A 21,311-nucleotide genomic window follows, 5' to 3' on the forward strand; every position below is an offset into this window, starting at 1 on the left:
AGGTTAGGGGTATGAAATTGTCACCGACGGGTAAATTCGCACAGCTTCAGAGGGCGGGGTTGTGTATATCTCTGGCACTGGGTGTTCCCTCCACGGTGGTGTTCGCCGCTGACGACATTCAATTCAACACTGATGTGCTAGATGTCAACGACCGCAAGAACATCGACCTGAGTCAGTTTTCCCGCGGGGGTTACATCATGCCGGGCACCTACAATATGGTGGTGCACATCAACAATAGTGACCTGCAGGAGTTACCGATCCCGTTTTATCCTCCTGACAACGACCTCAATGGCAGCCGGGCTTGTATAAACAAGGCGCTGGTTGAACAACTGGGTCTGAAAGAAGGGGTGCTCAAAGATATGGTCTGGTGGCACCGGGGGGAATGTCTGGATGAAGCCAGTCTGCAGGGTATGGAGAGTCGCGGTGATTTGTCGACTTCATCACTGTACCTGAGTATTCCTCAGGCCTTTCTGGAGTACACCGCAGAGAACTGGGATCCACCTTCCCGATGGGATGAAGGAATTCCAGGGTTGCTGTTCGATTATAACATCAATGCCCAGAATCAGCGTCAGCAGAAAACAGGGGCTAGTGGTTACAGCCTGAGTGGTAACGGGACTGCTGGTGCCAATGCGGGGTCTTGGCGCTTGCGTGCTGATTGGCAGGGTAACCTTAATCATCAAACTGGCTCTGGGCAGCCAACCAGCAAAAACTTGGACTGGAGTCGCTATTACGCCTATCGCGCTATTCCGTCGCTACGCTCCAAGCTGACATTGGGTGAGGTGTATCTGGATTCTGGGATATTCGATAGTTTCCGTTTTATCGGTGCCAGTCTGGTGTCCGACGACAATATGTTGCCACCGAACCTGCGTGGCTACGCCCCGGAAGTTGTGGGTGTGGCGAGCACCAATGCAAAGGTAATTATCAGCCAGCAGGGCAGGGTGCTGTATGAGACCACCGTCGCGTCAGGTCCATTCCGTATTCAGGATATCAATGATGCGGTTAGTGGTGAACTGAAAGTACGTGTCGAAGAGCAGGATGGAAGCGTGCATGAGTTTCTTATGAACACTGCCCACATTCCGTATCTGACGCGCCCAGGTTCGGTACGTTTTAAACTGGCGAACGGGAAACCCTCCGATTGGAGGCATCATTCGCGCGGGCCTCTGTTTGGTACTGGAGAATTCTCTTGGGGTATCAGCAATGGCTGGTCGATGTACGGTGGGGCGTTGGTAGCGGGCGATTATAACGCCCTGTCGCTCGGGGTTGGGCGCGACCTGATGGTATTGGGAGCACTGTCGTTTGATGCCACTCAATCACGGGCACGGTTGCCGCAACAAGAGGAAGGCACCCTGACTGGTGGTTCATATCGTCTGAGTTACTCGAAGAATTTTGATGCGCTGGATAGTCAGGTCACTTTTGCTGGTTATCGCTTCTCACAAGAAGATTTCATGAGCATGTCTGAGTATTTGGATGCGCGTTATCATGGTACGCGAACCGGGAATGGAAAGGAGATGTACACGATCACCTTTAATAAGCAGTTCCGTGACTGGGGGCTGAGCACCTATCTCAATTACAGCCATGAGACTTACTGGGATCGGGCGCCAAATGACCGCTACAACCTTACGTTGTCACGTAACTTCGATATCGGGACGTTCCGCAATATTAGCCTGTCGCTTTCGGGGTATCGCAATGAGTATAACGGCACCAAAGATAACGGTGGATACCTGTCGCTGTCGATGCCATGGGGCGGCCACTCCTCCGTGAGCTACAACACCACTGTGAACCGTAGCGACATCACGCATCGCGTTGGCTATTACAACCGAGTTGATGAACATAATAACTACCAATTAAGTGCGGGCAGTTCACGCAGTGGCGTCAATCTGGGAGGGTATTATAACCATGAAGGGGATGTGGTTCGATTGAGTGCCAACACCAGTTACCAAGAAGGGCGTTACAGCGCATTCGGCCTGTCGGCCCAGGGTGGGATGACGTTGACTACCGAGGGAGGGGCCTTGCATCGTGCCAGTACAATGGGGGGGACGCGCATCCTGATTGATACTGAGGGCGTACCAAATGTTCCGGTGCGCGGCTACGGTAGCACCAGTCGTACCAATACCTGGGGCAAGGTAGTTATCAGTGATGTTAACAGCTACTACCGCAATAAGGCCAGTATCGACCTGAACAAATTGGGTGACAAGGCCGAGGCGACCAAGTCGGTCGTTCAGGCGACCTTGACTGAAGGAGCCATTGGTTACCGTCAACTTGAAGTGATTGCCGGCGAGAAAGCGATGGCGGTTATCAAGCTGGCTAACGGTAGCGAACCGCCGTTTGGTGCCACGGTGATGAATGCCCGCAAGCAGGGGACTGGCTTGGTCAATGACGGAGGAAGCGTTTATCTGAGTGGTATCAATGCCGGTGACGTTATGACGGTGCACTGGAATGGGGTAGCGCAGTGTGAGGTGCGCATGCCGACACCGCTGCCGGTGGACATGCTGATGAACACATTACTGTTGCCGTGTCACCCACTGAATTTCCCTGCCCCGGTCTATGACGGTAAGAAATCGCTCCAGGAGCAGATTTTCCTTGATGATAAGGGCGTGCAGTTTTAAGACGGCGCGCGAAGACCCCAATGATGTTGATGAGTGAACAGACCATGATGTCAAACTGCTATGCAACGACAACCAAACAGGTAACAACAAAACAATACTCCTCTCAGGCGCTGATCGCGGCGGTCACCCTGTTGTTGGGGGCATTGACAGCGCAATCTGCGGAGGCGGCCATTGCTCTCGATCGCACTCGGGTGATTTTTGATGGCAGTGAGAGTTCGGTAAGCCTGAACATCAGTAATCAGAACAAGCAGTTGCCATACCTGGCGCAGGCTTGGATTGAGGATGTGCAGGGTAACAAAATACAGAGTCCGCTAACGGTGCTGCCACCGGTACAGCGTGTTGAGCCGGGCAAGCCGAGCCAGTTGAAAGTACAGGCTTTACCTGCGACCAAGTTATTAGCACAGGACAAGGAGTCGCTCTTCTACTTCAACCTGCGGGAAATCCCGCCGAAGAGCAGCAAGCCTAACACGCTGCAGATTGCACTGCAGACACGTATCAAGTTGTTCTACCGCCCGGCAGCGATTGCCATGGACAAAAATGCACCACCACCGCAGGAACAACTGACCTTAAGTAAGCAGGGTGACAAGTACACAGTGAACAATCCGACACCGTACTACGTGACGATTGTGGATGCGAGCAGCAGGAAGGGTGGTGATGGTGTGAAGGGTTTTGAACCGATGATGGTGCCCCCAAAGGGCCACCTGCCATTGACCACTTCTGCGACCAGTGTGGGCAATAGCCCGGTACTAACCTACGTCAACGACTATGGCGGTCGTCCGGAGTTGAACTTTAAATGCAATGGCAGCAGCTGCACAGTGGTGCCAGAGAAGAAGGGCAGCAAGTAATCAACTGATTGACTCGGGCATCGATGCCAGGGGGAGGAACAGATGGCAAGGGATGAACAACACACCGCGAGGCGCCATTCACAAGTGTGGAGTGATGCGGGTTACTGTGGTACGCAGAGCGGACTAGCGCTGATGGTACCGTTGACGCTGGGGACGATATTGTTTTTTTTACCACCGGCCTATGCGGAGGTAGACAACTGGGACGTGGACGGAGCCAACGGTTCTCTGTACGTACATGGTACATTGACTGAGAGTGCCTGCCGTCTGGACATGGACAGCGCACGTCAGGATGTCAATCTCGGGGCTATCGGTACTGGGCAGTTGAAGAACACTGGCGACAGGGGCGAACCAGTACGGGTTGAGCTGCGCCTAATGGACTGCCTGCGCAGTCCGGCCAGCAGTCGTGACCTGCGTACTGGTGGCCTGGCGTGGGGTAATGACCAGCCTGCAGTTACGGTTAGTTTTCAATCGACCCGGGATGCGGATAGTCCACAACTGGTGAAGGTACAGGGCGTCGCTGGGCTGGGACTGCGCCTGGAGGACTGGAGGGGCGAGGATGTACGCTTGGGCAGTCGAGGAAAGCCTTTATTGCTGACGCCAGGCCAGAATACTCTTACGTATATCATCACGCCTGAACGGACGTCAGCCAGCCTGATGGCGGGTAGCTATCGAGCCGTGGTGGATTTTCATCTGAGCTATGACTGAGGAGCATGTCATGACACTAGTAGCAGTCGTAGACGGCACCGGATGTAGCCCCCAGCAAGCCTCTAAAAAGGCGGGCCAGGTCTGGCTTCGCCCGCTTATTGCTCTGCTGATGGCGTTGCCGTTAATGGAGTCGGTGGCTAGTAGCACGGTGACGGTCAGGGTCTCGGTGATAGCGCCGCCACCGTGCGTCGTCAATGGAGATCAGCCCATCACGGTGGAGTTTGGTGAGGTGATGACCACCCGGGTGGACGGCAATAACTACAAGATGCCAGTGAACTACAGCCTGACTTGCATCGGTGGGAACAGCAATGCACTGACGCTGACGATAGCGGGCAATGCGACCAGCTTTGATGGCGCAGCGCTGCTGACCGACAAGGCCGGTCTGGGTGTCCGGTTGCTGGAAGGGAGCGCACCTTACACGATAAACAACCAAATTAAATTCACCTACCCAGGAAAACCGGAACTATATGCGGTTCCTGTGCAACAGAGAGGCGCTACCCTGACGGGTGGAGAGTTCTCTGCAGCGGCGATCATGAATGTGGCGTATCAATAAAGGAGTCGGAGAGCGATGAAAATACAGATAAACATCACACCGACAACACTGATGACGATGACCGTCATGGCGTTGACCTGCATGTTGAGCCTTACTCTTCCTGCGTGGTCAGCTGACCGCAGTGCGGATATGACATTCCACGGCACTCTGATAGAGCCGCCTCCATGTGTCATTAATAATGATAACCGGGTTGAGGTTGATTTTGGGGATCGGGTTGGGATTAACAAGGTGGATGGTAGTAACTACCGTACCCCATTGAATTATCAGATTACCTGTAAAAGCGCCAACCGTGGCACGACCGGCAAATGGGTGTTGAACTTGAGTCTAACGGGGTCGCCGGCGAGTTTTGACAATGAGGCGTTGGTGACCGACAAAGACAATCTAGGGGTTCGGATTTACCGCGGTAATGTACCGTTCTCACCGAACAGTACGGTGGCGATTGATTTGAACAGCCCACCGATCCTGGAAGCGGTTCCCATCAAGAATATCGGTAGCACGTTGACTGAAGGGGCATTTGAGGCGTGGGCGACGCTGCGAGCTGATTACCAATGAGGAAACGAATAATGATACGCACTCGGCGCACAAGGATGGGGGGACTGTTGATGCTCGCAATAAGTAGCTTGCCGACACAGGCCACAATTAACAACGTTCATCTGTACGGCGCCTTGGTGGCGGAGCCGTGCGTGATACTGCCGGGAGATGAGGAAATCCAGCTGGATTTTGGAACCATAATGGACAAATACCTGTACAAGTATACGCGCACGCAAGGGCTGGGATTTGATATTCGGCTTTCGGAGTGTGACATAAGCTTGGGAAAAACTGTTAAAGTGAAGTTTACAGGTTCGGAAAATACACAGCTTCCGGGGTTATTAGCGTTGGATGGTAGTAGCAATGTTTCGGGAATTGCTATAGGTCTGGAGACACCGTCCGCCCAGCAGCTACCCATCAACAAGAAAAGCGATGCGTTCCCGCTGCTGAATGGTAATAGCTCGATAGCGCTAAAAGCATACGTGCAGGGAGAGCCGCAGGCCATTATCGACCATAACATCGGTCGAGGAACGTTTACTGCTACAGCGATATTCAATCTGGAATATGAGTAATTTTAAATGATATTTACTAGTGACATTTAAATAACTCTTAGTAAGGGTGAGTACTTAAAGGTCCGCTATATATTCTGGAGGCCACTGTTGTCAAAATAAATTTGATGGAGCATTGTACGTCTCGGCGCCTTTGGATGTTGTGTGAGTACGTTTAGGCATAAAAATAGAAGGGGACAACAAGTTAATGGGCTTCTGTTTTCATCAATAAAACAATGCGAACGCATGATGATCGCTATTATATTTAGTGGCTGACAATCAAATAACTAGCATCGCTGATATATGCATTGGTTCAGTGCTAATACCACATCGGGAGTTTTAATCGTGAGAAAGATAATAACTTATTCTCTTATGTTTTTTTCCATGCCTGCTTTATGCGGAATAAATTCCACCATTGACTCATCAATCAACACAAAGGATTGTCTCCCTAACGGGGGATGCAAACAAGTAGACTATTTATATACTATGCATAACTGGGACTATTCTGACCCAACTCCGAATCCATTATACATGCGGAATAAAGGTGTGCTATTTATTGGGCATCGCCATGTAGCGGCAGGAACGAGCGGGCCGATGTTTGAATACTCATCTATCCGCAGTATTATTAATCTCCCTTGTATGGCAACAGCGCCTACTATTGGAGAATTGGGCCAGTGCTATAATTCGTCTTTTCCGTTTCCATACTCCGGAATAATGAGGCATGAGGGGGAGCAATTATCAACAGAATGTGTTGGGATGTTCTATTCAACTACAGTGGGTGTCCTTCTTCCTGTTGATGGTGCTGAAGGAATGCCAATGCTACCTTCTATGATTTGTGGTGTAGCACCACCACCTGCAGGGCAATGTTCACTGCCTGGCATCCTTGAATTTGATCATGGGGCCCTCTCTTCGGAGAATCTGCAGGGGAATGAAAAATCTGCCAGCCTAATTGTTGACTGTAACTCAGCTATGAGTGCAAAGATTTACTCAGCTGTCGATACCGTAGTCCTCACTCCAGGTTTAACATCTACCCTGAATCTAAATAATCAAGTACTTGGAAAGTCTGGTGTGGAGGTATCCCTATTGGCCGGAGCAAATTATTTACCCATGAAGTCAATTCTTAACAAAACATCAAAGGTAAGCGCTGGGGATTATAGTGGGAATACAATTCTAATCCTAGCCCTGCCCTAGGTTTATTATTCTCGCTTGGCAAAACTACCATTATCAAATTAATTTGTGAAACAATCAATGAATGATGAGCAGAAAGTTAGGAAGAAATAAAATACACACTCGAATTTCATCGCTGCGAAGCATTGTTCATACGGATTGCTGTCTGAACGTGAATGTCACTAGGTGTGTTAAAAAATGGATGTTTTTTGATTGGCACCCCCCACCTATAACTTAAAATCATCTATTTTTTGGTTGGGTATATTTTCTTAATTCGCGTGTAATTTTACTGGGTGAAATCCATGCATTTTTTATATGCAAGCCTAATGATTCTAGTCATGGTTATGTTGGCTATGTTGCTGATTTGGGGGACAGTGACCTTCTAAATATGAATGATAAGACCCATGTCCTATTCGAATTGGGGCATTGGGTTAGAAGATTACACTTGTAGGGATTTTATGCACTGGCCGTCGAAAATTCCATCCTGCAGCTGTCAGCGATATTAATGGACTGATAGCGAAATGCTGTTCGCCAGCGGCAATGGGAGTCACTGCAAAGCGTGTCAAACGTTTAGGTGGAATGTAACTAATTGAAATTATGATATAAAAACAATTATTTAACATAAGGTAGATTATACGCACCGCAAAATTGCGTTTAGAGTCAGACAGAATCCGGAGTTTTGTGGGCGTTGTCCCCCGTTGGGCTGGTCGTTAATGACCTCTGAAAGCTCTTTCTCCAGCGCTGATACCATCACGCTTGCCATCTGTTAGGTCTGTTGTTCAATACCACGGCCAGAAACGTGTAATTCAGGTGATTCAATGCCATGCTGACGCGCCTCCGGTTTGTCCAACCCGCCAAAACACCGGAAATATTTCCGGTATTTCGTCGCGTTCCTGAATGAACTATCATCACAATCGCAGTCTGTGAGTGATTATGCTGCACGGATGGCCACGCCGACACCTCACCAGTTGAAACGTGGCAAATACATCTGCAATGACATAGGCCGAATGAATTTTGCGGCAATGCAATGGCTCATGCACCTTACTTGCCTCTTACCACACAAAGACTTCGGTTTCCTGAAGATGTCAGGCTTCTGGGCGCTCACAACTGCATCAAATGGGTTTGACGATACCTTCACTCATCTTCGATTTGCAAATGCTTAAATCGCTTTTGAAGCGATCGGAGCCACGTAAACGGCATGGTTCCCCACCTTTGGATAAGGTCATGGCACATGAAAAAATAATAATTCAATAAAAAACAGCATCATAAAGGATTTATGAGAACGATAATATATGAAACGGCATAGCTCCCCACCTTTGGTGGACCTCGAACTGGTTTGCGAGAGCCGCTTTCCAATCGAAAACGGTGAAAAACGGCAAATAAAATTTGTCGGCATGAAGCGTTAAACAAGCCGCAGGCGCGTTAGATCAGTTTAACGACTCACGAGCATTGTAAGTTTCCTGAATTCGCAACCATTGCTCTGCCGTGCTGCCAATCGCCTGTTCAAGTTTTTTGGCTATTTCTTCCGATATGCTACATTTTCCCTCGATCAGCAGCCGAAGAATTTCTACTTCAAGACTCATCTGCTGCGCCAGTTCGTCATCCGTAATCCCGAGATACTCCATTTCACCGTGCACGATAACGCCCGGATGAGGAATATTTTTTTTAGTACTGGTCATTTGATTTTTCCTTCCAGGTTCGTAGAACCGCATTAACAGGTTACAAAGGGGCGTCCCCTTTGGCACGCGATTGTTACACGGGGATTTATCCCCGTGTATACATCGCCGTCGTGCCTGTAGTTTTGATCGGTTTATGCCAGTCAGATAGGCTACCTACAGAATACCTGCATAATAACCACAGAATACCTACATTTTTGTGCGGCACATAAATAATAACCACAGTTTACCTACAGAATAAGCACGGTTCACCTACACAATAAACATGCTATGAGGGATTAAGGCGATGAAAAAAAGAAATTTAATAATCTTTTATAAAACCATGACCATAAACAAATCATCCTTCGTGAGTTAGTATCAGCCACTTTTTTGGCTTGTAAAGCCAAGCGGCTGTTTTTGCGCTTTGGCAGTTATCTGGACTTACCGGGTAAGAACCTTTTTCTTTCTTGATATGTCCGTTTCTGACCAAAATATAGACATGTCCGCGCTAGTGTCTCACTACAGCGATCGCTGATTTCAAAGGATGAGACTTATGACGGCATACGGAACGGAGTTTTTCTCAATGAATGATGTAAACCGACTCAGGATCCTTCAGGACGTTATCGACCGGCGCCTCACAACACGTTCTTACAGCCAGCCGGCTGGAGATCTCAGACAGGCACTGCCGCCGCTTGCTCGAACGCTACCACGAACACGGTCCGCTCTCACTGGTTAACCATCATCGTGGCCAGCCAGGGAACCGGTAACTGATGCCAGGCCTCGCTGAACGTGCATTACACATCATCCGTGAACGTTACTCTGATTTTGGGCCGACATTAGCCTGTGAGAAGCTCGCTGAAGTTAAAGACCCTTTATCTGGCTATCTGGCTATCTGGCTATCTGGCTAAAGAGACTGTGCGTAAGCTGATGACCCGGGATGGTTTATGGATCCCCCGTAAGTTACGGGCTCCCCGGGTACATCAGCCACGCCCGCGACGAGCCTGTACCGGCGAGCTGATAAAGATTGATGGCAGTGAGCATCGATAGCAGGCCACAGGTGGTGATGGTCAGACTCAGTTCGGCCGCGCCATGAATGAGCTGAACATTACGGGGATCTGTGCTAATGCCGGCTCAGCCAAAGGCTGCGCTGAACGGGCAAACCAGACACTTCAGGATCGGCTTATCAAGGAGATGCGTCTCGAGGGAATCAGTAGTATTGAAGCAGCCAACGCCTGGCTGGATACATTCATCGCTGACTTCAATCGTCGCTTCGCAAGACCAGCAAAATCCCCTAAAGACCTGAATCGACCCGTGGCTGAAAGCAACGAAGAGCTGGATGATATCTTCGCCTGGCAGAAATTGCGTAAACTGTCTAAAACACTGACATTCCGCTATGGCAAAATGATATATCTGTGAACCTACAGAAAATTTAGTTAAATGTCACAGACATTTCTGCTGCCGCTGAAACAGAACCTGTAGGTAGGTTATTCCCACCGGAACATAATCGCCAGGTAATTTGATTAGTGAAGGTTTTACTGATGTCTTTAGTGGTTAGGTTGCCAACCTTTATCGGGCTATTATCGAAACGCAGGCCGCTTATTCCTGCACACCCCCCACTTCCTGTCACGCCGTTATTAATTTCTCCCGTAATATAGCCCGCCCCCTGGTCCAGGGCTAGTCTGGAAGGTGTATTGTCGAATAGGTTGCTGATAGCACGAAACTGGAGATTGATATTAGCATTGACATAATCAGAGTGCTGTCCACACGTTGTGATTAATGGAACGCTTTGCACTGCCAGTTCTGCACCGGGTTGAGTGTTGCGTGTAGCACCGCCAAAGTTAATAGATGCTGGAGTATTTACAGTACAATCTAATGTGGTTACACGTATATCAACATTGCTAGGAAATACTTGTACGTCCTGATTCAGGCTGGCGTACGACGCACGGGAAAGCAGCATTGGGAATAAACGATAATTCCCTGTTTTCTGTGTTCCGTCTCCGACTATTAGCCATGAACCTGACAGTGTCGTCACTATGGAACTATTTGTCTTGAAAAAATGGGGGTTATCAGTCGCTGAAGCGGGCAAACACCAATAATCACCACTGTTTGGGATTATTGTTGACCTTGATGTTGAACTCCCTCTTGTTTCTGGGAAACCTATGGTACCACTTAATATTTCGTGTGTACCATCAACTCTTGTATAAGATGCATGACCTCTTGCTTCTACAACAAGCCCCAATCCGTCGCCGATTGAGAATGCGGGATAACCAGCTATCATTTTTATCCCTTTGTTAATGCAACTTAAGGACGACGACCACGAACTAACACCAAGTATGCCACTATTAAGTGGGTGTCTTTGGCTCTCGCTTTTAAATGTATGAGTTATATCAAATTCGAATCCCCTCCATAATATGCCAGCCCCTTTTCCTACTGTAACGGTTTGGGCTGAGACTGATGTTGTTGCTATACTGATAGATATTAATGATGTCATTAAAATGAATTTGACTTTCATACCATAACCATTTGATACTCGAAATTTCCCATTTTTATGATCAACTTATGAAATAGCATTTTTTCAATCTCGCGATCCCGGGAAATTAATATGAATTATTACGTTATTTCTTATAATAAGAATAAAAGAGTGCAGAGGGAGTAGTCATAATCCTAATTGCGCGTAGGGAAATTCCCACGCTATGGGTTGCAGTATATATTTTGCGCACCGATGACGGCGTTAGCACCATAACCATTCGTCTGGCAGCACGCTACATTCAGACTGAAAATACGATTACCAGCGGGAGTGCAGATAGGTACATGGTTTCCTGTTTGCGTTTATCGGCGTCGATCTTCACCTGCAGGAAAATGAGCTGGTTACCAGTCGCGTTGGCTTTCATCTCAGCAGCATTTGCTGCATCACCGGCAATATCTTCGATTATTCGGTCTGTCAGTGAACTGATACGGAACTGCTCGATAACTCGGGCTTTAACCTCGATTGTCTGCCACATCCTGGCATCATAGGTTCATTTGGCTCTCATTTGGCCTGCGGGAACAAAAATCCTGGAATACCCCGCGGGGCGGGGGCATTGAGTTACTTTTTTTCGGAGTAGCTGTAGCCGTAATGGTGATACCCGTAGCCATACTGACTACTGGCTCGTTTGACCACCCCATTGAGGATCGCGCCTTTTATGTTCGCCCCGCCTTGTTCCAAGCGATGCACACAAACAGTCATCTCCTTCACGCTGTTCATGCCAAAACGTGCGACAACAAGGCTGGTTCCGGCAGTACGCCCAATGACCGCCGCATCCGTCACTGCCAGAATCGGCGGGGTATCGATTATCACGATGTCGTACTGCTCGCTTGCCCACTGGCTCAGGTGACCAAAGCGCTCATGCATCAGCAACTCTGCAGGGTTTGGCGGCACCTGGCCACGGGTGATTACGTCGAATCCACCGTTATCAAAAGTGCGAACAGCGCGACCGGCATCGGCTTTGCCCGACAACACATCGGAAAGTCCCACATCGTTTTCCAGAGAAAAAAGCTCATGTGAATAACCCCGGCGCATATCCGCGTCGATAAACAACACTTTCTGCCCGGACTGCGCAACAATCGCCGCCAGCGTACTGCTGACGAACGTTTTCCCACTGTTCGGCGTAGCGCCAGAAATCATCAGCAGATTATTCGATGACTCCATCATCGCAAAATGCAGGCTGGTTCGCAGGCCGCGAACCGCCTCAACGGCGAGATCGACCGGGTTATCCACCGCCAGAAACGGTAATTCTTTAGCTCGATGGCGGAAGGTCGTTGAGAAAGTATTCTTGCTACGCAGTCGCGTTCTCTTCTCAAGCCATTCGGATACCGGCACGGTGGCATACACATTGATGCCCTGATCCTCCAACTGCTCCGGGGATTCGATCCCTTTACGCAGCACTGCACACACCAGCACCAGACCGACGGAAGCAAACAGACCAAATATCAGCCCCAATGCCACGATCATCGCTTTTTTCGGTTTGATCGGCTGTGGCTGAGTCACCGCTGAATCGATAATTCGCACGTTACCAATCGCACTCGATTGAGCAATGCTCAACTCCTGTTGGCGATTGAGTATCTGCAGATACACCGCGCGAACAGATTCAACATCCCGACTCAGACGCAGCACTTCCTGCTGAGTGACGGGCATCGAAGAAACGCGCTTGTTGAGACGTTTTTTCTCCTGCTCCAGCACTTGACGCTTATCCATCAACGCCTTGTAGGTTGGATGATCTTTCTTGTACAGCTGTGAAATTTCTGCTTCGCGGAAGGTCAGTTCATTCAGTTGGTTATCAGTATTCACAATCTGTTCCAGCACCGATTTGGCCTCAAGATTGAGATCAACCGAATCACGTTCCTGGCGATAGCTGTTGAGTTTATCTTCGGCCTGATCCAATTCGCCACGCACTTTCGGCAACTGGCTTTGCAGGAACTCCAGGCTACGAGAATCTTGAGCGGCCTGACGGGCGATATTTTGCTGCAGATAGTTATCCGCAATGCTGTTGAGAGTACGGGCGATAAGCTGCGGGTCGTCGCCCGTCATAGTCAAACCCAGCATACCGCTGTCTTTACTACGCTCGCTGACGCTGAAGTTAAGCTGCAGATCGCTGACAGCTTCCAGCTCCGACTGCCGGCTGATCGTAAACTGTGTACCGGGACGAGCCTGAATATCAGCAATTTTCAGCGAAATGCCGTCAACATCGAGCAGTTGGCCTTGTTCGCCATCAACGCTGACGTTTTCCCCTTGCAGGTGATAACGTCCATTTTCGCCAACGGTCAGCGTTAGGGTGTGCGGCTGCCCATAAAGGCGAGGAATGTTCATCCAGCTTATCGCCAGCTCACCCGGCTGTTCACCGGTTAAACGCGCCCAGCCGCGGCCAAATACCGGAAGATATTTTTGCTTGACGACGTTCCGCAGACTCAGGTCATCAATGGTTTTACCAAGAATCATTCTTGACTGTAGCAATTGCATTTCAGGCGCGGATACCGGCGAGGCGTTGGGCATCATCGGGCTCAGGCTACTGAGCAGTGCATTGCCCTGCTTTTGCTCCACCTGAATCATGGCATCGGCCTGGTAAACCGGAGTGGAAAACAGCGCATACATCACCGCAACTGTGGTGAAGAGCGTCGTGATACCGACGATCAGCTTCGTATGATCGATAAGTTCACCAAGCAGGCGCACGAGGTCAATCTCATTCTCTGTCGTGGCTGCGCCCTGCGGAGCGCTAAGATTTTTAGTCGACATAAACTAACTCCGTGAATTTAGCTGAGCCTTTTCGCCCATTCCTGGCTTGCCTGTTGCATCAGGCCGTAAACATGATCGAAGGCTTCTTGGCTTTTTCGGTAAGGATCAGGGATCTCTTTTTCCTTAAGCCACTGTCCGAAGAACAGCGTCTTCCCCCGAACTTCCGGCACCATCGCTGTCACCTGAGCGATATGCCCAGACTCCATCACCAGAATCAGGTTATACTCCCGCGCCATGGCAGGCGTGATTTTGCGGGCGATATGACCCTCAAGAGATAAACCATTTTTCGCTGCCGTCTGAGCGGCAGCCAAATCAGCGGCTTCCCCGGTTAAACCTGCGGTACCCGCTGAATCGACCTGAATCTGGGGCAGCATCTGGCGTAACAGGCGTTCACCGGTTGGCGAGCGACAAATATTTCCGGTGCACACCACCAGAATCGAATGGAAACTTAATTTGGCCATGTTTTGATAAACCGCACGGTTTCTGTCAGGTCGTGAACGCCAGTGATGGTTGGCACCAGCTGTGAGATAACTCGGTTCCAGCGCACCAGCGGCGCGGTGGTGACATAGACGATGTCATAAGGTTCGAGTGGGAATTCTGTGCCGAGCACCATCGCCGAGGCATCTTTTGCATTGAGCTGATAAACGTTGGCAATTTTGCCGTCCTGCTTACCTTTCAGCGATCGGATCACGAACACGCCGCTGGCGTCTGACATATCCTGCTTCATGCCTTCTGCATTGCCCAGGGCTTCGGCTAGCGTCATGCCGCTACGGTCCATTTTGAGCGTGCTCTGGCGGCCCACCTCGCCCATCACAAAGACTTTCAGGTTGTCATTGCGTGGAATGAAAAGAATGTCGCCAGGATGTAGCAGTTTGTTCTGCGTCAGATCGCCACGCTGCATCAAGGAATAGAGAGAGATTTTGGTTTCCTGACCCTTATGGGTCAGCACTACATTGCGCCAGTCTGCTTCGGCAGTCAGGCCACCTGCGGCGTTAATCGCGTCCATCACCGTCAAAGGAATGTTGGTGATCGGCTGCTGGCCTGACTTCGCCACTTCGCCTGTCACATAGGTTTTTTGTGAGCGGAACGCCGCGATGCTGACATCCACCTGCGGGCTCTCAATCACTTTATCCAGACGCGCGGTGATCTCGGCTCGAATCTGGGTCAACGTTTTTCCCGCCACCTTCATTCGGCCAATATAGGGATAGAAAATCGCCCCATCGGCATTCACCCAGTTACCGGTGTCGCTGGCGCTGCGGTACTGGCCCGCAGGAGTAGTCAGTTCCGGGTGATCCCAGACGGTCACCATCAACACGTCACCCACACCGATGCGATACTCGTATCGTGTAAGCTGCTCATCCAGCTCTGGATTAGCGCGAGAGCTGACAGGCTTCGGGCGCAGAGAATCGATCAGGCCGGGTGTCAGCGGATAGACGTTGACCATTTGATTTAGGTCATAGCCGCTGTCTGGCAGTTCAACAACATCTTTGCCGCGGGTACTCAGCCCCTGGCCTGGCACAACTGTACAGGCGCTGAGCGTCACGAGCGTCAGACCCAGCAGGGTAAGTTTAAAAATTCGCTTTTTCATTTATCAATATCATTCAACAGGTGTTCAGGGTTATTGCCCTACCGGCAGTTCACGTTCAGTGGTCATGCCAGCTGATATTTGCGGCTGAGCATTTGCCCGCCGTTATGGGTTAACGGTGTCCAGAAACACACCGCCCGGTTGCGGTTTGGCGAAATGGTCATCAGATCCAACGGTACAGAGACATAGAAGCCTTTGCTGAATCCGCCTTCCCCATAATCGTCCTTGGAAACATTGCTGATCGCCGCCCACAAACCCACGGCGACGCCGCTATCAAATCGCTTCGCGACATCAAGCGTGACGCCTTGGGTATAAGCGCTGAATGAATCACTCAGCGCAGACAGTATTAACGCGTGGCGGTATTTTCAGTCCCATAACTGCTGTCGTTGGTAGCAACAACAGCTGTAGTTCCTACTGCACCCGCGGCCACACCGCCGGTAAGTCCCTACGGTTGCAGCCGTAGCACCTGCTGCTGCCAGAGACAGCGCAGCCATAACTGCACAAAGTGTCTTTTTCATTTATGTTTTTCATTCAATGAATGGACTGACTGAACCTGAATATTCAGGCTTGATAACCGAGTGTATACCCGGGGCAGACCTCCGCCCCAAAAGGGGCGGAATATCATTCTAGATAATCTGACCAAGGCCAATGTAATAATGAATATTAATCAGGGTGTTATGCCTTCAATATCATTGCGCAATAATAACAAATAAAAGCAACCCTATGCTCCCACTTTGGTGAACAAGAACTACTGTTGGGGTGGCGATTTTTCACTCGGAAAAGATACTGCATTTCATAAAAATAGAGACTTGATTAATCAGTGCCATTAATTAATGACACTGCTCTATTTTTTAGAATATGACATTATCGGTCTTAATTAACCACCGCCATTACCTTCGTCATCAGCTCTGTCATCATGGATGAACAGTAAATCTCACCCGATTTTTACGCTCATACCATCCGCCTAGATAGAGGCTCGCAATGGCACCTCCCGTTTTACTGGCCTCATAAATTATAGTATAGGTACCATTATTATGGTCTATCCAGTTTCCTTTTTGTTTGGAATTGGGTACCGAGAGACTACGGGACAGCCAGTCGGTTTCACCCGACACAGGATTATTTCTGGCATCTTTTAGTTTCACAGTAACAAGAATATTCTCACCTAACCTGTAACTTGTTCGGTCGATGGAAAGAGTAGAGTTTCCTTCGCGCGCAGGGCCAGCAACAATATTGAATGGGGCAGACTGTACCTTACCTGTCGTTCCTGTTAAGGTCAGATCCATCCTGAGACCATACCCCAAATTCTGGGCTACATAAATAATCGAATAAGTGCCGTCGCCATTATCCGTCCAGTTTCCTTTTTGTACCACATTCCTTAATTGTGAAACTGACGTTGCCAATAATGCAGATTTCCCAGTTATCACTTTATTCGCAGCATCTCTTAGCGCTACGGTCACATGAATATCTTCACCGTAATAGTAATTACTTTTATTCGTAGCTATTGAAGAATTTGTCACAACTGGATTATTTGGCTCAACAATACTTATCCTGGCCGAAGATAACTCGACTCCACCAATAGTTGGGGTAATGGTATAATCTCCGGTCTTTAATCCCGACTTGATAGTAACCTCATAAATTCCAGGATGCTTTTTCTTCATTGTAAAAGACGATGCTTCTTTGGCTCCAGAGATATTGAAAGCCACTTCAGAATCGGCCACATTCACGGGCAGCCCTTTCTCATCTTTAACCGTCAGGACTAATGTCTGAAAGCTTTTTCCGTCTGCTGGTAATACAATATTGTCAGGCGTAAATGTACTCAGACTCTTTTTGATGGCAGTGCCTAATACCGATACCACTGTCTCGGTAGGCATTGACGTATTGCCTTTTTTGTCTATGGCTGTTCCACGAACTTTCCAGCTATTAACGCTACCGGAGGTCTGCTGCCAGGAAGGAAGAACAACGCTGTACTCGCCATCGTTCTCACGAACAATTTTTCCACCTGCCGCAATAAATTCAGGGCCACTCCAGTCAATATGCGCCACTCCATGCTGGCTGGTGATCCGGACCTGCAGTGATTTTCTCTCTCCACTATATCCTGTAATCACATTTGCAGTACTGAGCTGAATATCCTCCTTTTTACGATACTCCAACACCATATTGTTATTCCGCTCAACCATGTCGTAGCGGCTACGCACCAGATGACGCAGTGACCTTACAGCATCAGATTCAAAATGGTTCTGCCACGACATGGCCAGATCGTAGTTTATCTCCAGACCAAAGCGGGTATCATTTGTACCTGATTTTCCCTGGCGCTGATCCATATTAAAAGTCAGCAGCGGAATTGGGGTATAATTGACACCCGCCGTCATTGCATAAGGATCCCGCTGGCGTTTGTTCTTACCAAACAGAGCGACTTCATCGCCGTAATATTGTTCGACACTAAGCTTTCCACCCAGTTTCGGATAAGCAGGTACCCATCCCTGCGCGCGGATATCCCAGCCATTTGCTGGTCGGGATTCATATCCCGACAGACCGGATGAATCTTTCCAGTTGGTTAATCGAAAATAACCATTGCCACTTAGTTTCAGGAAGTCACGCCAGTACTCTACGCCCATTCCCATACGGGTATGGTCATTAGAATAATCATGATCGAGGAACAAGTTTGCGCCAGCTAAATCATGAGGACGGATATAGCGCGCACCCAAACCCAGGCTCGATTGTGTTCTGCTGTCAGCGTGGTATAGCGCTCCCTGAGTAAAAGCCAGCCACTCCTGGTTTTCATAAAGAGGGACAAGTAGTTCGGCGTGAGTATTTTTAAGGGAAAACTTCTCGTCGATGTCAACATTTACCCGCGCAGTCCCCAATAGTCCCAGCCATTGCTGCACGTTTCTATTGGCAACACCCGATATTGTACTACTTGCAAAATGGCCAACTTCATTACTGCCTGATCTACCTGAGAAAAATGAATCAGTCTGCGAAGCTTCTGAATTATTAAGAGATTGCATATACCCAACCTCTATAGCACTGTTGATGCCATTCTGCTCAAGTGAGGGAAGCTCTTTTTCCGCTAGAACAGCGCCACTCCCCTTATTCTCTGTACTGGCTTGTCCAGCAACAGTCCCCATTAAACAAACGAAAAATAGGGGAGTTTTCAAAGCCCGGGTCCAATAATTGACTTTTTCTTCAGACACAAAATCACCTGGTAAATTAAAAATTAATTGTGGAAAATGTAGACATAATTAAAATGAGCCTCTGATAGACAAAACCCATCCACGTGTAGGAGAATTATTATAAAACTTCCCGTGCTAATTGATATTTACCACAAGGATTCTGGCCACATGCCATAAAAAGAGAAAGATTTGGATTATGCAATTTATTCCAGTACATCTTCCTTGTCCCGTGGCTGAGTCCGAGGCGAGCTGCGAGCTGTCGACCCGACAAATGAAAGTTTAATAAATAAGCATTTAAAGCGTAAAGCAGCCTTATCCCTTATTTGTGTAGGAATTTTCCGCATTGACAATAAGCAATGGATTTCAAGGATAAAATTGAACTAAAAATGAGAAAACTAATCTTTGTCATGACTGGAAATTTCTCAATCACGAGAATGGTCATTTCATTTGATCTGCATCATAAAAAATAAATATTTGTTTATTAAGTGTTGCTTTTTTGTTGGCCAAATGTTCGATTTGAAAAGGTGTGAGGAATATTCCTACAGATTCGTAAGAATATTCCGCTATTGCTGAGAAACCTCACATATTAGATTATCTGCAGTTTAGCAAACGGGCCTCGGCTCGAATGAATTAGATAATCCTATTCACTGCCGAACGACAAAACTCATCTTGAAATATTGCGAAATAAATCAGCAATAACTTTATAAGATGTCAATCAAGTTGCGATCACTTCGATTTAATTGTACCTGCCAAAATGTGCCTTGTAAGTTAATTAGAGGTGCCAGCGGTCCATTAAATCACGATAAGAGAAAGTAAAGTATGAATATGAAGAAATCCGTTTTCACTCTGGCTCCTGCTATTTTTACTCTGTTGGTAACGGCGGGATCCGTCCAGGCCAAAAATAACGCACAGATCACTATTACCGGAAACGTAGAAGTCGCGACCTGTGATGTTTCCATGTCCACCAACAATCTTGACTTGGGTAACCATTCCAAAGCGGCATTTACTGATGTTGCTAAGCCTGTAACAGACAGTATTAAAAAATTCACCATTGGCCTGAGCAACTGTGAAGCTCCACAAACTGCTGGTGACAAAGCTAATTTATTGATCACCGGCCAGACGCTGGGGGGGAACCCGAATATCTTTAACAGCACCGGTACTAATACCGGCGTCATGTTAAGCCTGGCCTCAGCCCCAACAACATATCTTACTTCAGGTACCAAGTTAGAAGTGGCCACAGCAGGTGCCACTCCTGGCGCAGGTGATTTCAACAACAAAACGCTGAGCCTGCAGGCGGGCCTTGCATCCACATCAGCCACCGCTCCTGATAACGGTATGGTTAGCGCGCCAATCCTGTTCAGCTTTGCCTACAACTGATGGACTTAAGGCGGGCGACAGCCCGCTTTTCAGGAGCTTAGAATGACCCGCACTTTTTCCCTGCTTACGCTGATGACAGGCCTATTAACCGTTCCACTCACAGGAGAGGCCGCCGGGTTTGGTATTAACGCGACCCGGCTAATTTATCCTGAAGGTGCTAGCAGTATCAGCGTCACTGTGCGTAACACTCTCAGTCACGAGCCTTATCTGGTGCAAGCATCGATAAGCGGTCAACAAGAGCATAAAACCGCCGCACCTTTCTCTGTGACGCCACCGCTTTTCCGCCTAGAGCCACAAAGTATTAATCAGTTACGCATTGCCTTCACCGGTCAGCCACTCCCAGCCGATCGTGAATCCGTATTTTATTTTCATACTGTCGCTATTCCAACCAGCTCGCAGGCAAATAACGGCCAGGGTCAGCAGGATATAAAGGCGCAGTTGAGTTTCGGTGTTGGCAACATTATCAAACTCTTCTATCGGCCCGCAGGTTTGGGTATTTCGTCAGCTGATGCCCGGAAGGGATTGCAGTTCTCCTCGGAGTCCAATGGGCTTAAGGTAACTAATCCCTCCCCTTATTTTGTCAACCTGGCTGAATTACAGGTAGGAAGTCAAAAGCTGAAGCTGGATACGCCAGCATCACGAATGCTTGCTCCTTTTGGCAATCATACATGGCCCGTCAAAGCATCCGATCTTGCTCCGGGTAAGAAAGTGCAGTGGCAAGCCATCAACGATACCGGAGGCGCGGATGCGTTTAGTGCTGGGTTGCCATAGGCCTGTGCTGGCTTTGTTGCTGGGATGTTTTACGGTGGGTATCACACAGGTGCAGGCTGTTATCTTGAATTTTTCTGCTGTACTGACCGACGGCACTTGTTCACTGAGCCTAAATAAAAGCACGCTGGCATTAGGAACGATCTCCAAATCACAGCTACGCCCAAACCAGCTTACGGCTCCTCAACCCTTTGTCCTGTCGGTTCATAGCTGCACGGGTCAGGCAGGCGGTAGCCTTAAGCCTGTTGTCACTGTCACAGGAAATGGTGTCACCCAGGACAACAAGTGGCTGTTTCGTAGTGCCGGAACGGCACAAGGCACAGGTATCCTGGTGATCCAAAGCGATACCCTGCCAGCCTATAACCAGCAAGAAGTCAGACACGATAGTGTGCTTTCAGTGGGCAATACCGGCCATGTGGCCGACCAGACATTAACTTTTTACGCGGGAATGAGCTGTGGGGGCACCACGGGATGTGCAGCGGTGACAACAGGTGACGTTACGGCACAGCTGATGTTCACCTTTGCCTATCAGTGA

Annotated in this window: 17 protein-coding genes and 2 pseudogenes; 11 read left to right on the forward strand and 8 right to left on the reverse strand. The window is 48.9% G+C overall.

Annotated features, from left to right (window positions below):
- Positions 1-11: 11 nt before the first annotated feature.
- From CRO87_RS21315 to CRO87_RS22640, 7 genes are all read left to right on the forward strand, one after another.
- Positions 12-2,606 carry an outer membrane usher protein gene (locus tag CRO87_RS21315; RefSeq protein ID WP_097164916.1) on the forward strand — a complete coding sequence of 865 codons (2,595 nt, stop codon included), beginning with the start codon at positions 12-14 and terminating at the stop codon, positions 2,604-2,606.
- 29 nt (positions 2,607-2,635) lie between these two features.
- Positions 2,636-3,451 carry a fimbria/pilus periplasmic chaperone gene (locus CRO87_RS21320; RefSeq protein WP_303622083.1) on the forward strand — a complete coding sequence of 272 codons (816 nt, stop codon included), beginning with the start codon at positions 2,636-2,638 and terminating at the stop codon, positions 3,449-3,451.
- A gap of 42 nt (positions 3,452-3,493) precedes the next feature.
- Positions 3,494-4,156 carry a fimbrial protein gene (locus CRO87_RS21325; RefSeq protein ID WP_255252528.1) on the forward strand — a complete coding sequence of 221 codons (663 nt, stop codon included), beginning with the start codon at positions 3,494-3,496 and terminating at the stop codon, positions 4,154-4,156.
- 10 nt (positions 4,157-4,166) lie between these two features.
- Entirely contained in the window at positions 4,167-4,709 is a 543-nt protein-coding gene (locus CRO87_RS21330; protein WP_097164917.1) for a fimbrial protein, read from the forward strand.
- A 15-nt stretch (positions 4,710-4,724) separates the two neighbouring features.
- A complete protein-coding gene (locus tag CRO87_RS21335) occupies positions 4,725-5,261 on the forward strand; it encodes a fimbrial protein (protein ID WP_369680105.1) in 537 nt (178 codons plus the stop codon).
- Between the two features lie 50 nt (positions 5,262-5,311).
- Positions 5,312-5,809: a fimbrial protein gene (locus tag CRO87_RS21340; protein ID WP_255252529.1), complete on the forward strand. Its 498-nt coding sequence runs from the start codon at positions 5,312-5,314 to the stop codon at positions 5,807-5,809.
- A 321-nt stretch (positions 5,810-6,130) separates the two neighbouring features.
- Positions 6,131-6,976: a hypothetical protein gene (locus CRO87_RS22640; RefSeq protein ID WP_141398729.1), complete on the forward strand. Its 846-nt coding sequence runs from the start codon at positions 6,131-6,133 to the stop codon at positions 6,974-6,976.
- A gap of 1,403 nt (positions 6,977-8,379) precedes the next feature.
- On the opposite strand, the gene CRO87_RS21345 is transcribed toward CRO87_RS22640, so the two are convergent.
- Positions 8,380-8,631 carry a HigA family addiction module antitoxin gene (locus CRO87_RS21345; RefSeq protein ID WP_176504355.1) on the reverse strand — a complete coding sequence of 84 codons (252 nt, stop codon included), beginning with the start codon at positions 8,629-8,631 and terminating at the stop codon, positions 8,380-8,382.
- Positions 8,632-9,190: 559 nt separating this feature from the next.
- Between CRO87_RS21345 and CRO87_RS22920 the strand changes: the two are divergent.
- Positions 9,191-10,020: pseudogene (locus CRO87_RS22920) on the forward strand (helix-turn-helix domain-containing protein); the annotation flags it as partial.
- A 16-nt stretch (positions 10,021-10,036) separates the two neighbouring features.
- Here the strand turns inward: CRO87_RS22920 and CRO87_RS21355 are convergent.
- The 7 genes and pseudogenes from CRO87_RS21355 to CRO87_RS21385 form a co-directional block, all read right to left on the reverse strand.
- Entirely contained in the window at positions 10,037-11,119 is a 1,083-nt protein-coding gene (locus CRO87_RS21355; protein WP_255252530.1) for a hypothetical protein, read from the reverse strand.
- 256 nt (positions 11,120-11,375) lie between these two features.
- Positions 11,376-11,609 (reverse strand): hypothetical protein, encoded by a 234-nt coding sequence (locus tag CRO87_RS21360; protein WP_097164921.1) that lies wholly within the window; start codon positions 11,607-11,609, stop codon positions 11,376-11,378.
- 83 nt (positions 11,610-11,692) lie between these two features.
- A complete protein-coding gene (etk, locus tag CRO87_RS21365; protein ID WP_097164922.1) occupies positions 11,693-13,876 on the reverse strand; it encodes a tyrosine-protein kinase in 2,184 nt (727 codons plus the stop codon).
- Between the two features lie 17 nt (positions 13,877-13,893).
- Positions 13,894-14,337, reverse strand: coding sequence for a protein tyrosine phosphatase (locus CRO87_RS21370; protein WP_097164923.1), 444 nt, complete (start codon positions 14,335-14,337; stop codon positions 13,894-13,896).
- Positions 14,325-15,464, reverse strand: a complete 1,140-nt coding sequence (locus tag CRO87_RS21375) for a polysaccharide export protein (RefSeq protein WP_097164924.1) — start codon at positions 15,462-15,464, stop codon at positions 14,325-14,327. The genes CRO87_RS21370 and CRO87_RS21375 overlap by 13 nt, the downstream gene beginning before the upstream one ends.
- A 30-nt stretch (positions 15,465-15,494) precedes the next feature.
- Positions 15,495-15,769, reverse strand: a pseudogene (locus CRO87_RS21380) (YjbH domain-containing protein); the annotation flags it as partial.
- Positions 15,770-16,375: 606 nt separating this feature from the next.
- The gene (locus CRO87_RS21385) at positions 16,376-18,652 is read right to left on the reverse strand and encodes an inverse autotransporter beta domain-containing protein (RefSeq protein WP_097164925.1); all 2,277 of its coding nucleotides are present in this window, start codon (positions 18,650-18,652) and stop codon (positions 16,376-16,378) included.
- A gap of 798 nt (positions 18,653-19,450) precedes the next feature.
- Here CRO87_RS21385 and CRO87_RS21390 point away from each other — a divergent pair.
- From CRO87_RS21390 to CRO87_RS21400, 3 genes are read left to right on the forward strand one after another with little or no spacing between them, the layout of a single operon-like run.
- A complete protein-coding gene (locus CRO87_RS21390; RefSeq protein WP_255252531.1) occupies positions 19,451-20,008 on the forward strand; it encodes a fimbrial protein in 558 nt (185 codons plus the stop codon).
- Between the two features lie 42 nt (positions 20,009-20,050).
- A complete protein-coding gene (locus CRO87_RS21395; RefSeq protein WP_097164926.1) occupies positions 20,051-20,779 on the forward strand; it encodes a molecular chaperone in 729 nt (242 codons plus the stop codon).
- Positions 20,754-21,311 (forward strand): fimbrial protein, encoded by a 558-nt coding sequence (locus CRO87_RS21400; protein WP_097164927.1) that lies wholly within the window; start codon positions 20,754-20,756, stop codon positions 21,309-21,311. Before CRO87_RS21395 ends, CRO87_RS21400 begins: the two co-directional genes overlap by 26 nt.

The sequence above is a fragment of the Enterobacter sp. CC120223-11 genome (genome assembly GCF_900215375.1).
In the GTDB taxonomy this organism is placed as follows: Bacteria; Pseudomonadota; Gammaproteobacteria; order Enterobacterales; family Enterobacteriaceae; genus Scandinavium.

Coding starts and splice junctions, on each gene's coding strand:
- CRO87_RS21315 (WP_097164916.1), top strand. CDS start 12: ATGAAATTGTCACCGACGGGTAAATTCGCACAGCTTCAGAGGGCGGGG.
- CRO87_RS21320 (WP_303622083.1), top strand. CDS start 2,636: ATGAGTGAACAGACCATGATGTCAAACTGCTATGCAACGACAACCAAA.
- CRO87_RS21325 (WP_255252528.1), top strand. CDS start 3,494: ATGGCAAGGGATGAACAACACACCGCGAGGCGCCATTCACAAGTGTGG.
- CRO87_RS21330 (WP_097164917.1), top strand. CDS start 4,167: ATGACACTAGTAGCAGTCGTAGACGGCACCGGATGTAGCCCCCAGCAA.
- CRO87_RS21335 (WP_369680105.1), top strand. CDS start 4,725: ATGAAAATACAGATAAACATCACACCGACAACACTGATGACGATGACC.
- CRO87_RS21340 (WP_255252529.1), top strand. CDS start 5,312: ATGCTCGCAATAAGTAGCTTGCCGACACAGGCCACAATTAACAACGTT.
- CRO87_RS21345 (WP_176504355.1), bottom strand. CDS start 8,631: ATGACCAGTACTAAAAAAAATATTCCTCATCCGGGCGTTATCGTGCAC.
- CRO87_RS21355 (WP_255252530.1), bottom strand. CDS start 11,119: ATGAAAGTCAAATTCATTTTAATGACATCATTAATATCTATCAGTATA.
- CRO87_RS21360 (WP_097164921.1), bottom strand. CDS start 11,609: ATGTGGCAGACAATCGAGGTTAAAGCCCGAGTTATCGAGCAGTTCCGT.
- etk (WP_097164922.1), bottom strand. CDS start 13,876: ATGTCGACTAAAAATCTTAGCGCTCCGCAGGGCGCAGCCACGACAGAG.
- CRO87_RS21370 (WP_097164923.1), bottom strand. CDS start 14,337: ATGGCCAAATTAAGTTTCCATTCGATTCTGGTGGTGTGCACCGGAAAT.
- CRO87_RS21375 (WP_097164924.1), bottom strand. CDS start 15,464: ATGAAAAAGCGAATTTTTAAACTTACCCTGCTGGGTCTGACGCTCGTG.
- CRO87_RS21390 (WP_255252531.1), top strand. CDS start 19,451: ATGAATATGAAGAAATCCGTTTTCACTCTGGCTCCTGCTATTTTTACT.
- CRO87_RS21395 (WP_097164926.1), top strand. CDS start 20,051: ATGACCCGCACTTTTTCCCTGCTTACGCTGATGACAGGCCTATTAACC.
- CRO87_RS21400 (WP_097164927.1), top strand. CDS start 20,754: ATGCGTTTAGTGCTGGGTTGCCATAGGCCTGTGCTGGCTTTGTTGCTG.